Origin of the sequence: Streptomyces sp. NPDC058464 (assembly GCF_042721035.1) — a bacterium.
In the GTDB taxonomy this organism is placed as follows: Bacteria; Actinomycetota; Actinomycetes; order Streptomycetales; family Streptomycetaceae; genus Streptomyces.
Genome location: NZ_JBHXMA010000023.1, coordinates 16,720 through 31,048 on the forward strand (window position 1 = coordinate 16,720; position 14,329 = coordinate 31,048).

At 68.5% G+C, this 14,329-nt stretch carries 18 protein-coding genes and 4 pseudogenes; 13 read left to right on the forward strand and 9 right to left on the reverse strand.

Annotated features, from left to right (window positions below; translation table 11 throughout):
- The first annotated feature begins 310 nt into the window (after positions 1-310).
- Positions 311-1,195: an alpha/beta hydrolase gene (locus ACFWPQ_RS28040; protein ID WP_384040392.1), complete on the forward strand. Its 885-nt coding sequence runs from the start codon at positions 311-313 to the stop codon at positions 1,193-1,195.
- Between the two features lie 192 nt (positions 1,196-1,387).
- Here ACFWPQ_RS28040 and ACFWPQ_RS28045 read toward each other — a convergent pair whose 3' ends face one another.
- Complete coding sequence (locus ACFWPQ_RS28045; RefSeq protein ID WP_384040395.1) at positions 1,388-1,573, reverse strand: hypothetical protein; 186 nt, start codon at positions 1,571-1,573, stop codon at positions 1,388-1,390.
- 46 nt (positions 1,574-1,619) lie between these two features.
- Between ACFWPQ_RS28045 and ACFWPQ_RS28050 the strand changes: the two genes are divergently transcribed.
- The 4 genes from ACFWPQ_RS28050 (at position 1,620) to ACFWPQ_RS28065 (ending at position 5,136) form a co-directional block, all read left to right on the forward strand.
- The gene (locus ACFWPQ_RS28050) at positions 1,620-2,111 is read left to right on the forward strand and encodes a GNAT family N-acetyltransferase (protein WP_384040398.1); all 492 of its coding nucleotides are present in this window, start codon (positions 1,620-1,622) and stop codon (positions 2,109-2,111) included.
- 131 nt (positions 2,112-2,242) lie between these two features.
- Entirely contained in the window at positions 2,243-3,073 is an 831-nt protein-coding gene (locus ACFWPQ_RS28055; RefSeq protein ID WP_384040401.1) for an IS5 family transposase, read from the forward strand.
- Positions 3,070-3,270 (forward strand): hypothetical protein, encoded by a 201-nt coding sequence (locus ACFWPQ_RS28060; RefSeq protein WP_384040404.1) that lies wholly within the window; start codon positions 3,070-3,072, stop codon positions 3,268-3,270. Before ACFWPQ_RS28055 ends, ACFWPQ_RS28060 begins: the two co-directional genes overlap by 4 nt.
- A 597-nt stretch (positions 3,271-3,867) precedes the next feature.
- A complete protein-coding gene (locus ACFWPQ_RS28065; protein WP_384040407.1) occupies positions 3,868-5,136 on the forward strand; it encodes an MFS transporter in 1,269 nt (422 codons plus the stop codon).
- Positions 5,137-5,242: 106 nt separating this feature from the next.
- On the opposite strand, the pseudogene ACFWPQ_RS28070 reads toward ACFWPQ_RS28065, so the two are convergent.
- The 5 genes and pseudogenes from ACFWPQ_RS28070 to ACFWPQ_RS28090 form a co-directional block, all read right to left on the reverse strand.
- Positions 5,243-5,533 (reverse strand): annotated as a pseudogene (locus ACFWPQ_RS28070) (IS630 family transposase); the annotation flags it as partial.
- 17 nt (positions 5,534-5,550) lie between these two features.
- Positions 5,551-6,639 (reverse strand): IS110 family transposase, encoded by a 1,089-nt coding sequence (locus ACFWPQ_RS28075; protein WP_384040410.1) that lies wholly within the window; start codon positions 6,637-6,639, stop codon positions 5,551-5,553.
- A gap of 185 nt (positions 6,640-6,824) precedes the next feature.
- Entirely contained in the window at positions 6,825-7,076 is a 252-nt protein-coding gene (locus ACFWPQ_RS28080; RefSeq protein WP_384040412.1) for a transposase, read from the reverse strand.
- A 45-nt stretch (positions 7,077-7,121) separates the two neighbouring features.
- On the reverse strand, positions 7,122-7,664 hold the full coding sequence (locus ACFWPQ_RS28085) for a winged helix-turn-helix domain-containing protein (RefSeq protein WP_384040415.1): 543 nt from the start codon (positions 7,662-7,664) through the stop codon (positions 7,122-7,124).
- Between the two features lie 31 nt (positions 7,665-7,695).
- Positions 7,696-8,265: a GNAT family N-acetyltransferase gene (locus ACFWPQ_RS28090; RefSeq protein WP_384040418.1), complete on the reverse strand. Its 570-nt coding sequence runs from the start codon at positions 8,263-8,265 to the stop codon at positions 7,696-7,698.
- A 289-nt stretch (positions 8,266-8,554) separates the two neighbouring features.
- Here ACFWPQ_RS28090 and ACFWPQ_RS28095 point away from each other — a divergent pair, with 289 nt between their 5' ends.
- Both ACFWPQ_RS28095 and ACFWPQ_RS28100 read left to right on the forward strand, forming a co-directional pair.
- Complete coding sequence (locus tag ACFWPQ_RS28095; protein WP_384040421.1) at positions 8,555-8,905, forward strand: hypothetical protein; 351 nt, start codon at positions 8,555-8,557, stop codon at positions 8,903-8,905.
- A 61-nt stretch (positions 8,906-8,966) separates the two neighbouring features.
- Positions 8,967-9,284, forward strand: a pseudogene (locus ACFWPQ_RS28100) (transposase); the annotation flags it as partial.
- Here ACFWPQ_RS28100 and ACFWPQ_RS28105 read toward each other — a convergent pair.
- A pseudogene (locus tag ACFWPQ_RS28105) lies at positions 9,274-9,604 on the reverse strand (IS110 family transposase); the annotation flags it as partial. The pseudogenes ACFWPQ_RS28100 and ACFWPQ_RS28105 overlap by 11 nt on opposite strands.
- A gap of 303 nt (positions 9,605-9,907) precedes the next feature.
- A pseudogene (locus tag ACFWPQ_RS28110) lies at positions 9,908-10,429 on the reverse strand (ISKra4 family transposase); the annotation flags it as partial.
- 212 nt (positions 10,430-10,641) lie between these two features.
- Between ACFWPQ_RS28110 and ACFWPQ_RS28115 the strand changes: the two are divergent.
- From ACFWPQ_RS28115 to ACFWPQ_RS28140, 6 genes are all read left to right on the forward strand, one after another.
- A complete protein-coding gene (locus ACFWPQ_RS28115; RefSeq protein ID WP_384040425.1) occupies positions 10,642-10,824 on the forward strand; it encodes a hypothetical protein in 183 nt (60 codons plus the stop codon).
- A gap of 5 nt (positions 10,825-10,829) precedes the next feature.
- A complete protein-coding gene (locus tag ACFWPQ_RS28120; RefSeq protein WP_384040428.1) occupies positions 10,830-11,168 on the forward strand; it encodes an ArsR/SmtB family transcription factor in 339 nt (112 codons plus the stop codon).
- 71 nt (positions 11,169-11,239) lie between these two features.
- Complete coding sequence (locus tag ACFWPQ_RS28125) at positions 11,240-11,632, forward strand: ATP-binding protein (protein ID WP_384040431.1); 393 nt, start codon at positions 11,240-11,242, stop codon at positions 11,630-11,632.
- Between the two features lie 44 nt (positions 11,633-11,676).
- Complete coding sequence (locus ACFWPQ_RS28130; RefSeq protein WP_384040434.1) at positions 11,677-11,874, forward strand: DUF6126 family protein; 198 nt, start codon at positions 11,677-11,679, stop codon at positions 11,872-11,874.
- A gap of 226 nt (positions 11,875-12,100) precedes the next feature.
- Complete coding sequence (locus ACFWPQ_RS28135; protein ID WP_384040437.1) at positions 12,101-12,604, forward strand: DUF834 domain-containing protein; 504 nt, start codon at positions 12,101-12,103, stop codon at positions 12,602-12,604.
- Between the two features lie 26 nt (positions 12,605-12,630).
- Positions 12,631-12,876 carry a pyridoxamine 5'-phosphate oxidase family protein gene (locus tag ACFWPQ_RS28140; protein ID WP_384040440.1) on the forward strand — a complete coding sequence of 82 codons (246 nt, stop codon included), beginning with the start codon at positions 12,631-12,633 and terminating at the stop codon, positions 12,874-12,876.
- Here the strand turns inward: ACFWPQ_RS28140 and ACFWPQ_RS28145 are convergent.
- A complete protein-coding gene (locus ACFWPQ_RS28145) occupies positions 12,845-14,326 on the reverse strand; it encodes an NADH-quinone oxidoreductase subunit C (protein ID WP_384040443.1) in 1,482 nt (493 codons plus the stop codon). The two genes, ACFWPQ_RS28140 and ACFWPQ_RS28145, sit on opposite strands and share 32 nt — an antisense overlap.
- Positions 14,327-14,329: the final 3 nt, after the last annotated feature.

Below are 14,329 nucleotides of genomic sequence, written 5' to 3' on the forward strand. Positions count from 1 at the left end.
CACTAATTGACGAGCGCGCGTACGCCTCATCCGGCCACCCCCAAGGTCGTGAAGTACAACTTTGGGGTCGCTGCATCGGCCGCGGCAAGAGCGAAGACGGGCAGACCGATCGGCACGGTCTCGGTGCCTCACGGGTGATCACCCAAACGTCGTGTCCCAGATACGCATGGACGACCGGCGGCACGCGCGTGAAGAGACCGTGCCGCCCACTGCCATACTCAAAATGGCTTCCCAATGGAGAAGTCAAGCCGTGAGACATGGGCATCAAACCCGTTTGAGAGAGCTCGCGATCTCTCCTAGGTTGACCCGCGTGACGATCGAGGTGCCCTACCAACCCCTGCCGGTCGACCAGTCGGACGTCCGCTACGCCCACGGCCCCGACTCTGCTGTCCAGCCCGGCGTGCCGGTCGGCGAGACAAACGAGTTCGACTGGGACGACAGCGCGATCTACCCGGGCACCTCCCGGAAGTTCTGGGTTCACGTGCCCGCCCGGTACGACCCCGCACAGCCGGCGTCGCTGATGGTGTTTCAGGACGGATGGTGGTACTTGGACCCCGAAGGAGAGGTCCGCGGCGCGATCGTCCTGGACAACCTCGTCCACCGCGGCGACATCCCGGTCACCATCGGCGTGTTCGTCGACCCCGGCGTCTTGCCCGACGCCGCGGACCCGAAGAACCGCAACACTGAGTACGACGCATTCGACGACCGGTACGTCAGTTTCCTCCTGGACGAGATAATCCCCGAGGTCACGCAGCGGTACACGATCACCGAGGACCCTGACCGGTGGGGCATCTGCGGTGGCAGCAGCGGCGGCAACTGCGCCTTTACCGCAGCGTGGCTGCGCCCGGACAAGTTCCGCCGCGTCCTCGGGTACCTGTCCAGCTTCACGCAGATGCCAGGCGGCAACCCCTACCCCGAACTGATCCCCTGTGTTCCCCGCAAGCCACTGCGCATCTTCTTGCAAGCGGGCCATCGTGACCTGCGCTGGAACGAGCCCGAAGCGAACTGGCTCGCCAGCAACCTGCGTGTCGCGGCCGCACTCGCGGAAGCCGGTTACGACTTCCGCCTCGTCCTGGGCGACGGCGGTCACAGCCCCAACCACGGTGGAGTCCTGCTCCCTGATGCCTTGCGCTGGTTGTGGCGGTCGGATGATCGCCCGGACCAGCCGGTCGGCTGGGGCGGGACCACGTTGTAGCAGCGCCGGTCGCGGATCAGGGCCCACAGGACGTTGACCCTGCGACGGGCGAGAGCGATCACCGCCTAAGTATGACGCTTTCCCTCAGCACGCTTGCGACCTTGGAGGGCGGTACGTGGATTAATGTCCCTTTCGACCCTTCGGGGGGGGCGGGTTGGCGCCTGCCTGAACCGGATGCAATACCAGCCTGGCCTAATCGACGGGTTCATTGCCGAGACCGGATTGATGCTGGCCCGGAAGTGGCATCACCTCCGAACCCGATGCGTCATAGCGCCGATCCACGTCGTCGCTTGCCCGTTCGCGGAGCCGGGCCAGGTCATCCGCGTTGGTCGCGGTGTGGGTCTGACCGCGAGAGTGGTGGGCGACATAGACGGCCATGGAAAACCGGTAGCGCCCATGAAGGGCTGTCGTTACCGTCCCAGGGATGGAAATCGAGGTCAGGGAAGTCTTGGACGGACGCCGGGAGGACGACCCGGTTTGGGCACTGATCGATGAACTTGGCCAGAGCGACTGGGTGCGGTTCACCGCGGGATTCCACCTGAGTTCCCACCTGCTCGCCGCGTACTCACCGGACACACTGCTGATGGGCTTCTGCCGCTACGTCGTGCAGCCCATAGGTCCTGACACCGGCTGCCCGCCCATCACCGTCCAGGGGCAAGCGGTACACGAAGCGAAAATCCTCGCCTTCGGCGTTCCCGAGCGGTGGCGTCGGCGGGGTGTGGGGACCGCCTTGCAACGAGCGGTCATTGCGGCGGCCGGCAGGAAGGGCTGCCACCAGGTCAGGTCGCACAGCTCGGGCGAGAACGTCGAGAACCACCAGCTCAAACTGCGGCTCGGCTTCGCCGTTCACCCAACCGTCCGGGACGACGATGACAGGGGCTGCTATTTCATCCTTCCGCTGCCCCAGCGCGGCTAGCTCAATCGTCGCTGGTCATTGCCGCCGCGCCAGCGCGTATGCGAGTTGATACGTGACTTGTCGTCACCTGAACATATGGAACTATGGCATCCCAGCCGGTCGGCGGGCTCGGGCGTGCTGGGCTGGACACCGTGAGCGAGCGAAAGCCCTACAAGAGCGACCTGTCCGACGAACAGTGGGCGCTGGTCGAGCCGGTGATCACCGCGTGGAAAGCAGCGCACCCCTCCGTCAGCGGCCATCAGGGCCGGTACGAGATGCGGGAGATCGTCAACGCGCTCCTCTACCAGGGCCGCACCGGCTGCCAGTGGGACCTGCTTCCGCACGACCTGCCGCCGCGCGGCGCGGTGATGTACTACTTCACCAACTGGCGCGACGACGGCACCGATCAGACCGTCCATGATCTGCTGCGCCGGCAGGTGCGGGAGATGTCGCGGCGCAAGGCGGACCCGAGCCTGGTGGTGATCGACGCCCAAAGCGTGCACGCAGCGGCCGGGGTGCCCGCAGAGTCGACGGGACGTGATGCGGCAAAAAGAGTACCGGGCCGTAAGCGCGGCCTGGCCGTTGACGTGTTGGGCCTGGTGATCGCGGTGATGGTGCTCGCCGCGTCCGTGCACGACAACACCGCCGGCATCGCGCTGCTGGACAAGGTCGCCGCTGACACCGACACGGTGGAGAAGGCCCTGGTCGACCAGGGCTTCAAGAACGCCGTCGTCGCACACGGGGTGCAGGTGGGCATCGAGGCGGAGATTGCCGAGCGCAACCCGGCCCAGAGGGGGTTCGTGCCGATCCTCAAACGGTGGGTCGTGGAGCGCGCCTACAGGATCTTGATGCTGCACCGCAGGCTGGTGCCCGACTACGAGCACCTGCCGCGCAGTTCGGAATCGCGGGTGTACTGGGCGATGGCTGCGGTGATACCGCGCCGGCTGACCGGGGCCACCGCTGCGGCCTGGCGCAGCACATGACCGGCGGGGAGCTGACGCTGCGGGCGGTGCTGGCGCGGATCGAGGAGCGGGAAGGGGAGATCGCCGCGCAGGCCGAGGCAACGAGGGAGCACATCGCGCAGCTGACCACGCGGCTGGACGAGCTCGGCCGGGCCGCCGAGGAGATCCGGATCACCCGCAAGACGCTGCTGGAGCTGCCTGATAGCAGGGGGCGTTGATGTGATCTGTTGGCGCGGATCGCAGCAGGGGTTGTGGCACTGCAGGAAGACCACCACGCCGATGAGGTCGGGTTCGATGCCGTGGCGGGTGCCGATGCAGGCCGGGGCGATCCGCTGGTTCTGGTCCGGCAGGGGTGGTCAGGGGCTGGGGTGCATGGAAGGCGTCCCTTTCGTATGGCGTCGTGGTGGGGAGTCCGCCCGGGCAGTGGCCTCGGAACCGGTGGCCGGAACGGGGCTCCCCACCTTCTCTTCTTCACGGGCCGTGGGGGCCTGACGCACAACTCCTCCGTGCCGGCGACGGGGCAACGAGGAATTCACCGAGGCCCCGGAAAAGGGGCATATCGTTATCCGTCGGAGACGCTCGCTCACCGAATACATCGCATCACTCTGAGAGCTGTATAGTTCAGCCGTCAACTGGCGCCGTCGGCATGCCAGTTCCCCTTCTTCCTTCCTCAGAGCGGAGGCAAGGTGACCCTAGTGCGCAGCCTGACGGGCGCAGACGCAACTCGGTCTCTTTCCAGACATGCATTTTCCGTGCAGTGACCGGGATCTCCCCTAACCCTCCCCCACACATCTCATCGAGAGCCTCCCTCTTTCGTGGCCATCACCGTGCACGAGGACCGGCCCGTCGGTCGGCATGCCGCCGTTCCGGCCGGCAGTCTCTTTCGGCGAATATATGCTCCGCGCGCGAGTGACGCGCTGGCGTTTTCCATGGCGACGTACGCCATGCCCCTCCTGGTCCTGTCCATTACCCGTTCCGCGTCTTTGACGGGCCTGGCGTTCGCATTGGAGTGGACGCCGCGGATCGCGGCGTTCGTCGTCGCCGGCAAGGCGGTCGACCGACGCGGTGCGGCGATCGTCTGCTTCATCGCCTCGCTCGCGCGGACCGTGGTGGTGGCCGTCTCCGCGGTGGCCCTGCTCATGCTGCCGCCGGGCCCGGCGGAGACCGCTGTGACGCTGGTCCTGGCGGCCGTCACCGGCACGCTCTCCCAGTTCAGTTTCGTCGCCAACGAGGCCGTCGGAGCGATCGTCACCCGGCGGGACCAGGCCCGACCGCATGGAATCCAGACGGTCCTGGTCAGCATCGACCAGACCGCCACGGTCGCCGGGCCGCTGCTCGCAGGCCTGCTCCTCCTGGCGGGTCCGGACTGGATGCTCGGATGCCTGGGCGCGGTGTCCCTGATCGCCGCCGTACTCGGCCTGCAGACTCCCCCGACTCCGCTGCGCGCCGCACGCGCCGACGGCACCGGAAAGGGCGGCGCGCTGCGCCTGGGTCTGCGGACGCTGCTGACGCTTCCCGTGCTGGGCTGGCTGGTAACCGGGCTCACCTGTTCCAACCTGGCCCTCGGCCTGCTCCAGTCCGCCAGTCCGGTGATCGTGGTGGAGACGTTCGGGCGCTCCTCCGCCGACGTCGGCGCCATGTGGTCCGCCGCCGCCGTGGCAACCCTGCTGGCCATCACGTGCTGCCGGCTCGTGCTGAGCCGCGTCGACCTCTGGGGGGTGGGCATGGTGTCCGCGACGCTCGCCTCCGCCGCGTGCCTCGCCCTCACCCAGGTCCCCTCCTTCGTCTCCTACACCGTCCTGGTGGCGATCTTCATGGCGGGGGACGGCGGCCTCACGGTCGTACTGCGTACGGTGCGGTCGCTGATCATCCCCACCACGGCACTCGGGGCGACACTCTCCCTGACGATGCTTCTCCTGCTGCTGCCCTTCCCCGCGGCGGGCGTCCTCGTGGCGCTCACGCCGCCCGCCCGTCTCGGCGACGTGATGCTGGCCTGCGCTCTCGTCCAGGCCGCCGCGCTGGCCACCATCTTCGTCAGGCTCCGAAACGAACCCACCCTGCGCATGGTGGCCGCCCGCGGGTGACGTCGGCGCCCTCGCTCCAGGGGCGCGGTGTGTCACTTGATGCCCGTCGTGGCGATGCCCTGAACGATCTGCCGCCGGAAGACCAGGAAGACCGCGATGAGAGCTCCTACTGAGCTTGTACTCGGGTTGTCGTGGGCGGGAGTGACAGCCCGGTTCCGGCGAGGCACTCGTCGATCAGGCCGGGGCGGTACTGGATCGTTCTCAGACCGCGGCGGACGGCTTGGATCAGGTGCTCGGGCGTGGTGAAGGCGGTGTTGGACAGCCAGCCGCGCCGCAGCAGGGACCAGATGCCCTCCACCGGGTTGAGGTCCGGTGCCTAGGAGAGCAGCTGGTAGACGGTCAGCCAGTCCCGGTCGGCGATGAACTACCGCATTCCGGCGGTGAGGTGGACGTTGAGGATGCCCCTATGTTGCGTCAAGCGGCAGAGGGCGACACAGCGAGGGGTGACGGCGGCTGGAGTTGACCGTAGATTTCACGGGCGACGTAGCGTTTGAGACAGCGGATGATCTCGCGTTTCGGCATGCCCTGTTTCGTGCGGCGTTCAAGGTAGAGACGTGTCCGGGCATCACGGCGCAGGCGGGTTATGACGATGCGGTAGAGGGCGGCGTTGGCCTGCCGGTTTCCTCCGCGGTTCAGCCTGCGACGCTGGGTCTTTCCGGAGGACTGCTCGACGGGGCTGACGCCGCACAGAGCGGCGAATGATGCCTCGCTGGCCAGCCGTTCCGGGTTGTCGCCGGCGGCGATCAGCAGGGCAGCGGCGCTGTCGGGCCCGACGCCGATGACGTCCAAGAGCTGCGGATGCCAGCAACGGACGGCCTTGGTGGTCCGGCGGCCGAGTTCCTTGACCTCGGCGGTCAGCTGCTGGATGCGCCGGGCCAGCAGCCGGAGCGTGAACACGGCTGCATCGCCGCCGTCGGGAAGGTCAGCGCACGTGGCGATCAGGGCTGTGTTGCTGAGGCTGGACAGGGCCTCGCGCAGCCCGGGATCGACGCCGAGGAGTACGGCCTTGAGCTGGTTCTTCGCCTGCGTGCGGGCCTTGACGGCCGACTCCTTCGCCAGCCGGAGCACACGCATGTCGGCCGCTGGGCCCTCGCCGGATTTGGGTATGACGTCAGCGCGCCCGGACAGCACCGCACGGGCGGCCTCCGCGTCGACGGCGTCGGTCTTGCCGCGCTTGCGGCGGATGGCGCGGTCTGGCTGATTGACCTCGACGACCTGGACGTCCCCCCGCTTCAGGTAGCGCGCCAGGGCCGCTCCGTAGGATCCGGTGCATTCCACACCCGCCCGGCGCAAGGCGCCGAAAGAGCATGCCCAGGCCAGGAGTTGGCGGTATCCGGCGGCGGTGGCCGGAAACTCTTGGTGGGCCAGCATCGCTCCGAGCACCGTGATCACGGCAGCGACATGCACATCCTTGTGGGTGTCGACCCCCAGGATCACGTCCTCAGCCGGCGGATCTTCCGGCTGTGTGGGCAGAGTCGGCTGGGGCATGCTGGTGATGGTCACGCGGCTCCTCGATCGTCACGGGGCTGTGGCCGACGTCGGGCCGGTGGGCGGTCAGAACTGTGACGGTGCCTTGTGAGGCAAGACCCCTATCGGGACACATCCACTGGTCCGGCGGCAGCAAGCACCGCCCGGGACCAGGGCCGACAGATCCTTAACAAGGCAGCCTGGGCCAGTTGTCCCACGGGTCAGACCCTGGCCCCGGACGGCGCCCCACGAGTCTCACAGTTGTCCCAGACCAGCACGATCGGGCCGCCGAGCTGCTGGTGTGCGGCGTCGAGCAGGCGGGCGTAGTCGGTCTCGGTGAAGCCCTTGCGCCGGCCCTTGGCGGGGCCGCGGTCGAGGTGGATGCGGTAGATCAGCCGGGGCCGGTGGCCGGACTTGGTGCAGACCAGTGCCGCCATGGAGACGCGTTTGGTGCCCGCGGCGGTGACCTTCACGACGGGTGTGGCCTCGTCGGCCCCAGGTGCGGCCCTTGGGCGGCCTCAGCCCCTGGCCGGCTTCGTCCTCGAAGCACAGCCAGGCGCCCAGGTCCGCCGCCGTCTTTTTATGACGGGCCACTGCTCGTCCTTCCAGGCGGCGATCTTCTGCTCGTCGCGCTCGGTGGCCTTGCGGGAGGGGACCTGCACACTCCAGCCGATGCGGTGCAGCAGCAGGTCCAGCCCGGCAAGGGTGTACTTGACGCCGAACCGACGACGCACGACCTCGACAATCCGGACCAGCGTCCAGCACTGGTCAGGCCAGCCGACGGCCGCTGGGCCGGTATCCAATACCGCTTCCAGAACCCGGAGCTGGCTCGCATCGAGCTTGCAGCGGGCACCGCCAGGCCCCTTGGAGACCAGGGCCTGCCGGCCACCTGAAGCCAACGCCCGCCGCCAGCGGTTCGCCGACATCCGGGTCACCCTGAACCGCCGCGCCACCTCCCGGTCACTGGCCCCCGCCTCGATCAGATCAGCGGCCACCAACCGGACCCGCTCACGCCGAGCCCGCTCCTCAGCCGTCAGCCCTCCGCCATCGGGATACCTCATCCCTGCGGAATAGCGCGGCCCACGGCAGCCGTCACGAGTCGTGCCCCGCCCCGTGGTGCAGGCCGTGAGCATCTCCGCGGCGAATCCGGTACAGCACACACGGGCGAAGCGGCCCCTCGGGCACGGTCGGATCCTCGAAGTCGTCGGCTGGATCCCGGGTCATGCCGATCCGCCGCATCACTGCCTGGGAACGAAGGTTGTGGACGGTCGTCGACGCCACCACTTCCAGCAGCCCGAGGGCCTCGAAACCGAAAGCCAGGCAGGCCAGGGCGGCCTCGGTGGCGTAACCGTGACCCCACGCCGAACGCATCAGCCGCCACCCGATATCCACTCCCGCGAACGGCATGTCCTTGCCCACCTCGTCCAAGCCGGCACGGCCGATGAACTCACCAGTCTCCCGTGCTTCGAGCGCCCACCACCCAAAACCTCGCTCGTCGAACTCGGCCTGCATGAGCGCCACCGCGGCATCGCTTTGCTCCCGTGCCAGCAGTTCCCCCAGGTGTTCTCGGACTTCGGGATCGGCATTCGTAGCCGCCCACGGTTCGAGGTCGGACTCCCGCCACCGGCGGAGCAGAAGACGATCGGTTCGCAGCTCTTGCATGCCACCCAGCCAACCCGATCAAGATCAGGGTGTCGATCGGCAATGTCGAACCCTACGGTTCTCGTCCATGCCTGACCCGCTGCGCTGGTCCTCACGGCCTACACCACCCGGCGGCAAACCATCCCGTCACGACTCGAAGTAACCCGCACCGTTAAAGATCTCTAGCTAGTGCCGCATCAAGCGACGTTCGCCCTATGCGCCTCGCAAACCAGATGACGTGAGCCAGCAGCATCTGCAGAATGCCGACGGTGACTGAGTCGTTGCCGTCCATACGAGGGGCTGGTGCATCGTGACTGCTGGTGACTCACCCTCGCTTGGGCCAACCGTTGCCTGTGCCGAGTGCAGGGAGCTCTACCAGCAGGCGGGGCGGGGCAATGGCGACTGGTTCCACTTCATGGTGGTCGAGATGCACCGTCGGCCGGACGGTCAGACCCAGATCACCGGCCACTGGCGTGCGGGTGACTGGATAGATGGGATGTCGCTCGTGCTCCGCACCCGTGATGGCCGTCGCGTGGCCATCACGGGTGCGCAGATGGGGCCGCCGCTCAACAGCGCGTGCGAGGCTCGCGGACAACGGCGACTGGTCGCCCCCGAGCTCGACCTGCTGCCGTCGAGCGGTTGCATCCACGCCGCGAGGTAAGTCCCGAGGGCGCCGGCGATGTGACGCCGTCCGGCGTCCGCTCAGGCGTCATGCTGCTCGGGTGGCTGAGCGTGTGCAGGTCCACGAGATCGATGACGACGAGGGGCGACGGTTGCTGCGGATCGTCCGCCGTGGGACCGGATCGGTGGTGACCTGGCGCCGGGCCCAGATGGCGCTGTTATCGGCTCAGGGCATGCCGGTGACGAAGATTGCCGAGGTGACGTTCACCAGCCCGGACCGGATCCGGGACGTGATCCACAACTTCAACGCCGACGGCTTCGCCTCGCTTTACCCGAAGTACAAGGGCGGCCGGCCCAGGACCTTCACCCTGCCCGAACGCCGCGAGATCAAGAAGATCGCCAAGTCCAGGCCGGTCGAGCGATGACGAGTGCGTCGCGGGCATCGGTCTTGCCCTCACCGCGGTAGCCGTCACTGGCCCGATTGACCACACGGCCGGGAACGTAAAGGACTTCCTGCTCGTGGTTGACGAGCAGGGCGAGTAACAGGGCGGGCTCACCGCCGGCCATGTCCACCGGCCAGGTCACCTGATCGCCGAGAGAGTACGGCGTCAAGGAGCTTCAGGAGCTCCGGCTCGTCGTTGGCAACGCGGTGGGACAAGAGGGTCTCGCCGCCTTCGTTGAGGACGAGGCAGTGATGGTGGGTCTTGCCGCTGTCTGTGCCGGCCCGGATCCGGTTCATGACGCTCCAGATGTCGTGCGGGCAGTTGGTGCCACGGACGGCCTCGCCGGCATGGCCTTACACAGCGATTTTGTTCGCACTTCCCCATCTGGCGGCCGGGTCGTCGTGGGGCGCCGGGCGGCCAAGCCATTGCAGCCATGGTCGGCAGTCAACCAAAAGCCACACCCGGTGTCCCTGGGCGGCCCATCCATACGAAGGGCTCGGCTCATCCCGTCCCTGGAACGTAAGGCCAACCAGCACGCTCAGTGTGCGACACGAAGTCGCTCCAGGTAAGTAAGTCCAGTCACGATCACGTCATGCGGACGGCACCGGGCGGGTGTCGAAGACGCAGGCCACGGTGGCCATCCGTTTCCGGTTGAGTTTCTCGCCGGGGGCGAGCCGGCCCCGTCGTCCTTGGGGCGCGGCCTGGGCGGCCTTGCGGTGGGTGGCCTCGCGCAGGGCCTCGGGCCGCATGACCACGCCCTTGCCGTCGGCCTGGATGACCAGAGGCGTGTCCCGGCTGCAGGGCAGCGGGACCCTGGTCCGGTAGAAGCTGTCGACGTCCACGGCGGCCTCGACGCCGAGTTCTTCCAGACGGCGTTTGCCCACCACCGGCACGCACTGCCGACGGACGGCGGCCAGGGCCTGGCCGAAGGAGCTGCGGACGGCCTCGGTCACGGCAAGACGGCGCAGGCCCAGCGAGTGCCGCCCGGCCGGCAGCGACAGCAGCGCGTCCGCGGGATACACATTGCTCACCCCTGGCCCACGGTGAGCCACACGCCGTACCCGGACATGGCCGAAGACCGTGGACAGCTACCGCTCATGCCCCGTCCCCCGCCACGGACGCGTCCGCGTCCGCGTCCGCGACACGGGGTGTCCACCGCTGGTCGGCGGCCTCCCCCACCAGCGGGATGAACTCTGCGCACAGCTGGCAGACGTCTGAGCCGCGCAGCGCTCTCGCGAGACGGGTCGGCTGCAGCCGCTCGGCCTATAATTGAAGAGTTCTTCAATTGGCTAGTTGCATTGGTTGACAGATGATCGACGGTGTGGAGGTCGGGGTGGGAACAGTTGCTGAGGCGTTGCTGGCGCGGGTGCGGGCGGCCCGGGCCGCTGTGGCGGCCGCCCGGGAGGCGGAGGACCCCTATGCCGTCGCGGTGGCGCAGGACGAGCTTGATGACGCGGTGAGGTTCGCTCGCAGGCATGGGCTCGACGTCGAGGCGACAGAGCCGGACGAGGGGTGATCGGGATGCCGGTTCCGCTGTACGAGGCGAAGGCGGAGTTCTTCCGGATGCTCGGGCATCCGGTGCGGATCAGGGTGCTGGAGCTGCTGCAGGATGGGCCGAAGCCGGTGCGTGACCTGCTGTCCGCCATCGAGGTCGAGCCGTCGAGCCTGTCGCAGCAGCTGGCGGTGCTGCGCCGCTCGGGGATCGTCACTGCAACCCGCACCGGCTCCACCGTGGTGTACGAGCTGGCGGGCGGGGATGTGGCCGACCTGCTGGCTGCGGCACGCCGGATCCTGTCCGTGCTGCTGGCGGGGCAGCAGGAGCTGCTTGAGGAGCTGCGTTCCACGGACGCAGCCCGGTGAAGGGCGGGCACGCGTTCCGGCCGTGGCGCAGACGCCGGGCCGCGGCGGCGACAGAGCATGTGGCGTCGCCCGTGCGGCGCCACGTCGTTTCGGTCCCGGTGGGGCCGGAGGCGGTGCGGCTGGCCCGTGAGGCGGTGGCCGGACGATTCGGTGAGGTGGGTGTCGCGCCGGGTTCCGCGTTCGCCGACGCGGTGCTGCTGGTGGTCAGCGAGCTGGTCGTGAACGTGCTGCGCCACGCGCCCCGGTCTCCGGTCGCGGACGTGGGGATCACGGTCGGTGCGGGGCAGCTGGTCGTCGGCGTCGCTGACGCCGATCCCTGTCTGCCCGACTTCGAACCGGGCGCGATGGGGGCGGGACTGCAGCTGGTGGCCGAGCTGGCCGGCGAGTACGACGGCGACGTCAGCGCGGAACCGGCCATCGACCATGACGGCAAGGTGGTCCTCGTCAGTTTCCGTATGCCGTGACAGGCCAGGTGAACGTGGAGTTCGCAGGACAGGGAGATGACATCGTGAGTGAGGGAGCCGAGGCGGCCGAGCCGCCGGCGAGCACGAAACGCAAAGGGAAGGACAGAGGGAAGGACAAGGACCGCGAGTGGCAGGTCGAGCGCGGGGTTGTGATCCGGGCGGGCTTCTACATCTTCGGCACCCATCTGTTCGCCGGGTTCGTGTGGCTTCTCTTCTACCTCGGCGAGCACGCGCACAAGTAACCACGTCACCGGGGTGTCCGGGCGCCTCCGAGAGGCGCGTCATTACCCCCGGCCTGGGCCGAAAGGCCCTAGGCAACCGCTGGGACATCGGTGACGCTGTGGATCGGCCCAGTCGGTGGACGGACGTTCCTTTCCCGTGGGCGGCTGTCCTGAGTGCCTGCTCTCCGGCGGACCACTCTGGGCGGTGTGGTGAACGGTGTGGATGAGGGAGAAAGGACTGCCGAGGTTGATCGCTGTTGTGGGGCATGCGGATCTCGCGCCCTCGACCCTGGCCCTGCTGGAGGAAGAGCTGTGCGCGCGGCTGGCCCGGTGTGCCGAGGCCGGGCGGACAGGTCTGGTCCGGGTCGGGCAGGGCCTGCCGGTGGCGTTCGGACGAGCCGCGAAACAGGCCGGGCTGGCGTTGGTGACCGTGGTGCCCACGCTGAATCGGGTGCCCGCGCTGCTGCGGGAGCGGGACCGGCGGGCGGCCGGGGAGTTGCTGCTGCTGTCTGCGCAGGTGCGGCTGCTGGAGTACGACCCGGCGGACCGAAATGCTTGTGTGCGCGCCGACGAGCGGCTGGTGCGGGCCTGCGCCCGGGTCGTGGCGATCTGGGACGGCACCGCGTCCAACGGTCGTGACACCACCGCTCACCTGGTGGCCTATGCCCGCAGCCACGGCATCGACGTCGAAGTACTGTGGCCGGACGGTGCCGAACGGGTACCGGACGAAGTGGGAGAGGTGTCGTCCTGACGGCCGGTTCGCCGCTGAGGGTTCGGATGGTCGAGGTGGGGCGGGACAAGACGTTGGAACTGCTGGCCGCGGCGCCGCGAGGACGCGTGGTGTTCTCCGACCAGGGGCTGCCTGCGATCCGTCCGGTCAATTTTCTCGTGGCGGCGAACGGGGACATCGTCATCCGCACGCACGCCGACGACGCTGCATTGCCGGGGCGTGCGTACCGGCTGGTGGGCAGCGACGCTGGTTCCGGGCCGGTCACAGGTCGTTGCCCGCGTAGGACAGGTTGAAGCTTTTGTTGGTCAGCGGGAAGTCCGGGACGATCGTGTCGTTCAGGGCGACCGGCAGGGCGGGCCAGTTGAAGAAGGACGGGTCGACGGGCTTGACCCGGGTGAGAGTGCCGTCGGCGGTGAGTTCGACGCGGGTGACGATGGTGCCGCGCCAGCCCTCGACCAGTCCCACGCCGGTGCCGGGGCCCGCGCCGGGCAGCGGATCGGGCGCCAGTACGGCGGCGGGGGCGTGGAGCTCTTCGGTGAAGTGTTCGATCAGGGCGAGTGAGACCTCGATCTCCTGGGCGCGGACGAGGAAGCGGGCCAGGACGTCGCCGGTGATGTGGACGGGGATGTCGAGTTGTGGACCGTATGCGGTGAAGGGGTGCGCGACGCGGGCGTCGTCGGCGATGCCGCTGGCGCGGGCGACGTAGCCGAGGCAGCCGATTTCCTGGGCCGCGGTGGTCCGCAGGACGGCCGTTCCCGTGAAGCGGTCACGGACCGTGGAGTGGCCGAGGGCGAGGTCGGCGATCTCCTCGATGTCCCCGCGGAGCGCCTTCAGCCGGGCCGGATCGGGTAGGGCGCGCAGGGCTGCGCCGCCGGGGACGATGCCGCCGCGTAGCAGTCGGTGCCCGGTGATCTCTTGATTGAGGCGCAGGAGTTGCTCGCGGACGCGCTGGGCGTGGGCGTTGAGGATGCCGTGGCCGACGTCGTTGCAGAGCATGCCGAGGTCGGCGACGTGGTTGTGGATGCGCTCGAGTTCCAGCAGCAGGGCGCGGGCGCGTTGTGCCGGTGCGGGAACCTCGGTGGCGGTGGCCTCTTCGACGGCCAGGCAGTAGGCGAGCGCATGGCCGACAGCCGTGTCGCCGCTGACGCGCTCGGCCAGCGGTAGGCCGGCGGCGATGCTGCGACCTTGGAACAGTTTCTCGATGCCTTTGTGGACGAACCAGAGGCGTGCCTTGAGCTTGAGGATGGTCTCGCCGACGACGGAGAAGCGGAAGTGGCCGGGTTCGATCAGCCCGGCGTGTACCGGGCCGACGGGGATCTCGTAGACGCCGTCGCCCTCGACTTCCAGGAAGGGGTAGGGGCCTTCCTGTTCGCCGAAGGCCGGCGGGGGGCCGGCGTCGGGGTGCATGGGGTACCAGCCGCGGGGCCAGTGGAAGTGGCGGACGAGGCGGCGGGGCAGGGGGTGGCCCTGGGGGACGATGCCGAACAGGTCGCGCATCTCGCGTTCGAACCGGCCGGCGGGGAAGGAGAGAGGGGCGAGTGTGGGGATCTCCGGCCGGTCGGGGTCTAGGCGGACGTGGAGTTCGGTGCGGGTGTCGGGCGGGCCCGCCACAAACAGGTACACCACCCGCAGTCCGCCCTCGTCGTGGTGGGCGGCGACCAGGGCGAGCCGGTGACCGGCGTCGAGCAGCTCTTGCGCGCGCTGCGGTAGGTCGGTGGCTTCGATCTCGTGGATGCGGCGCATCGC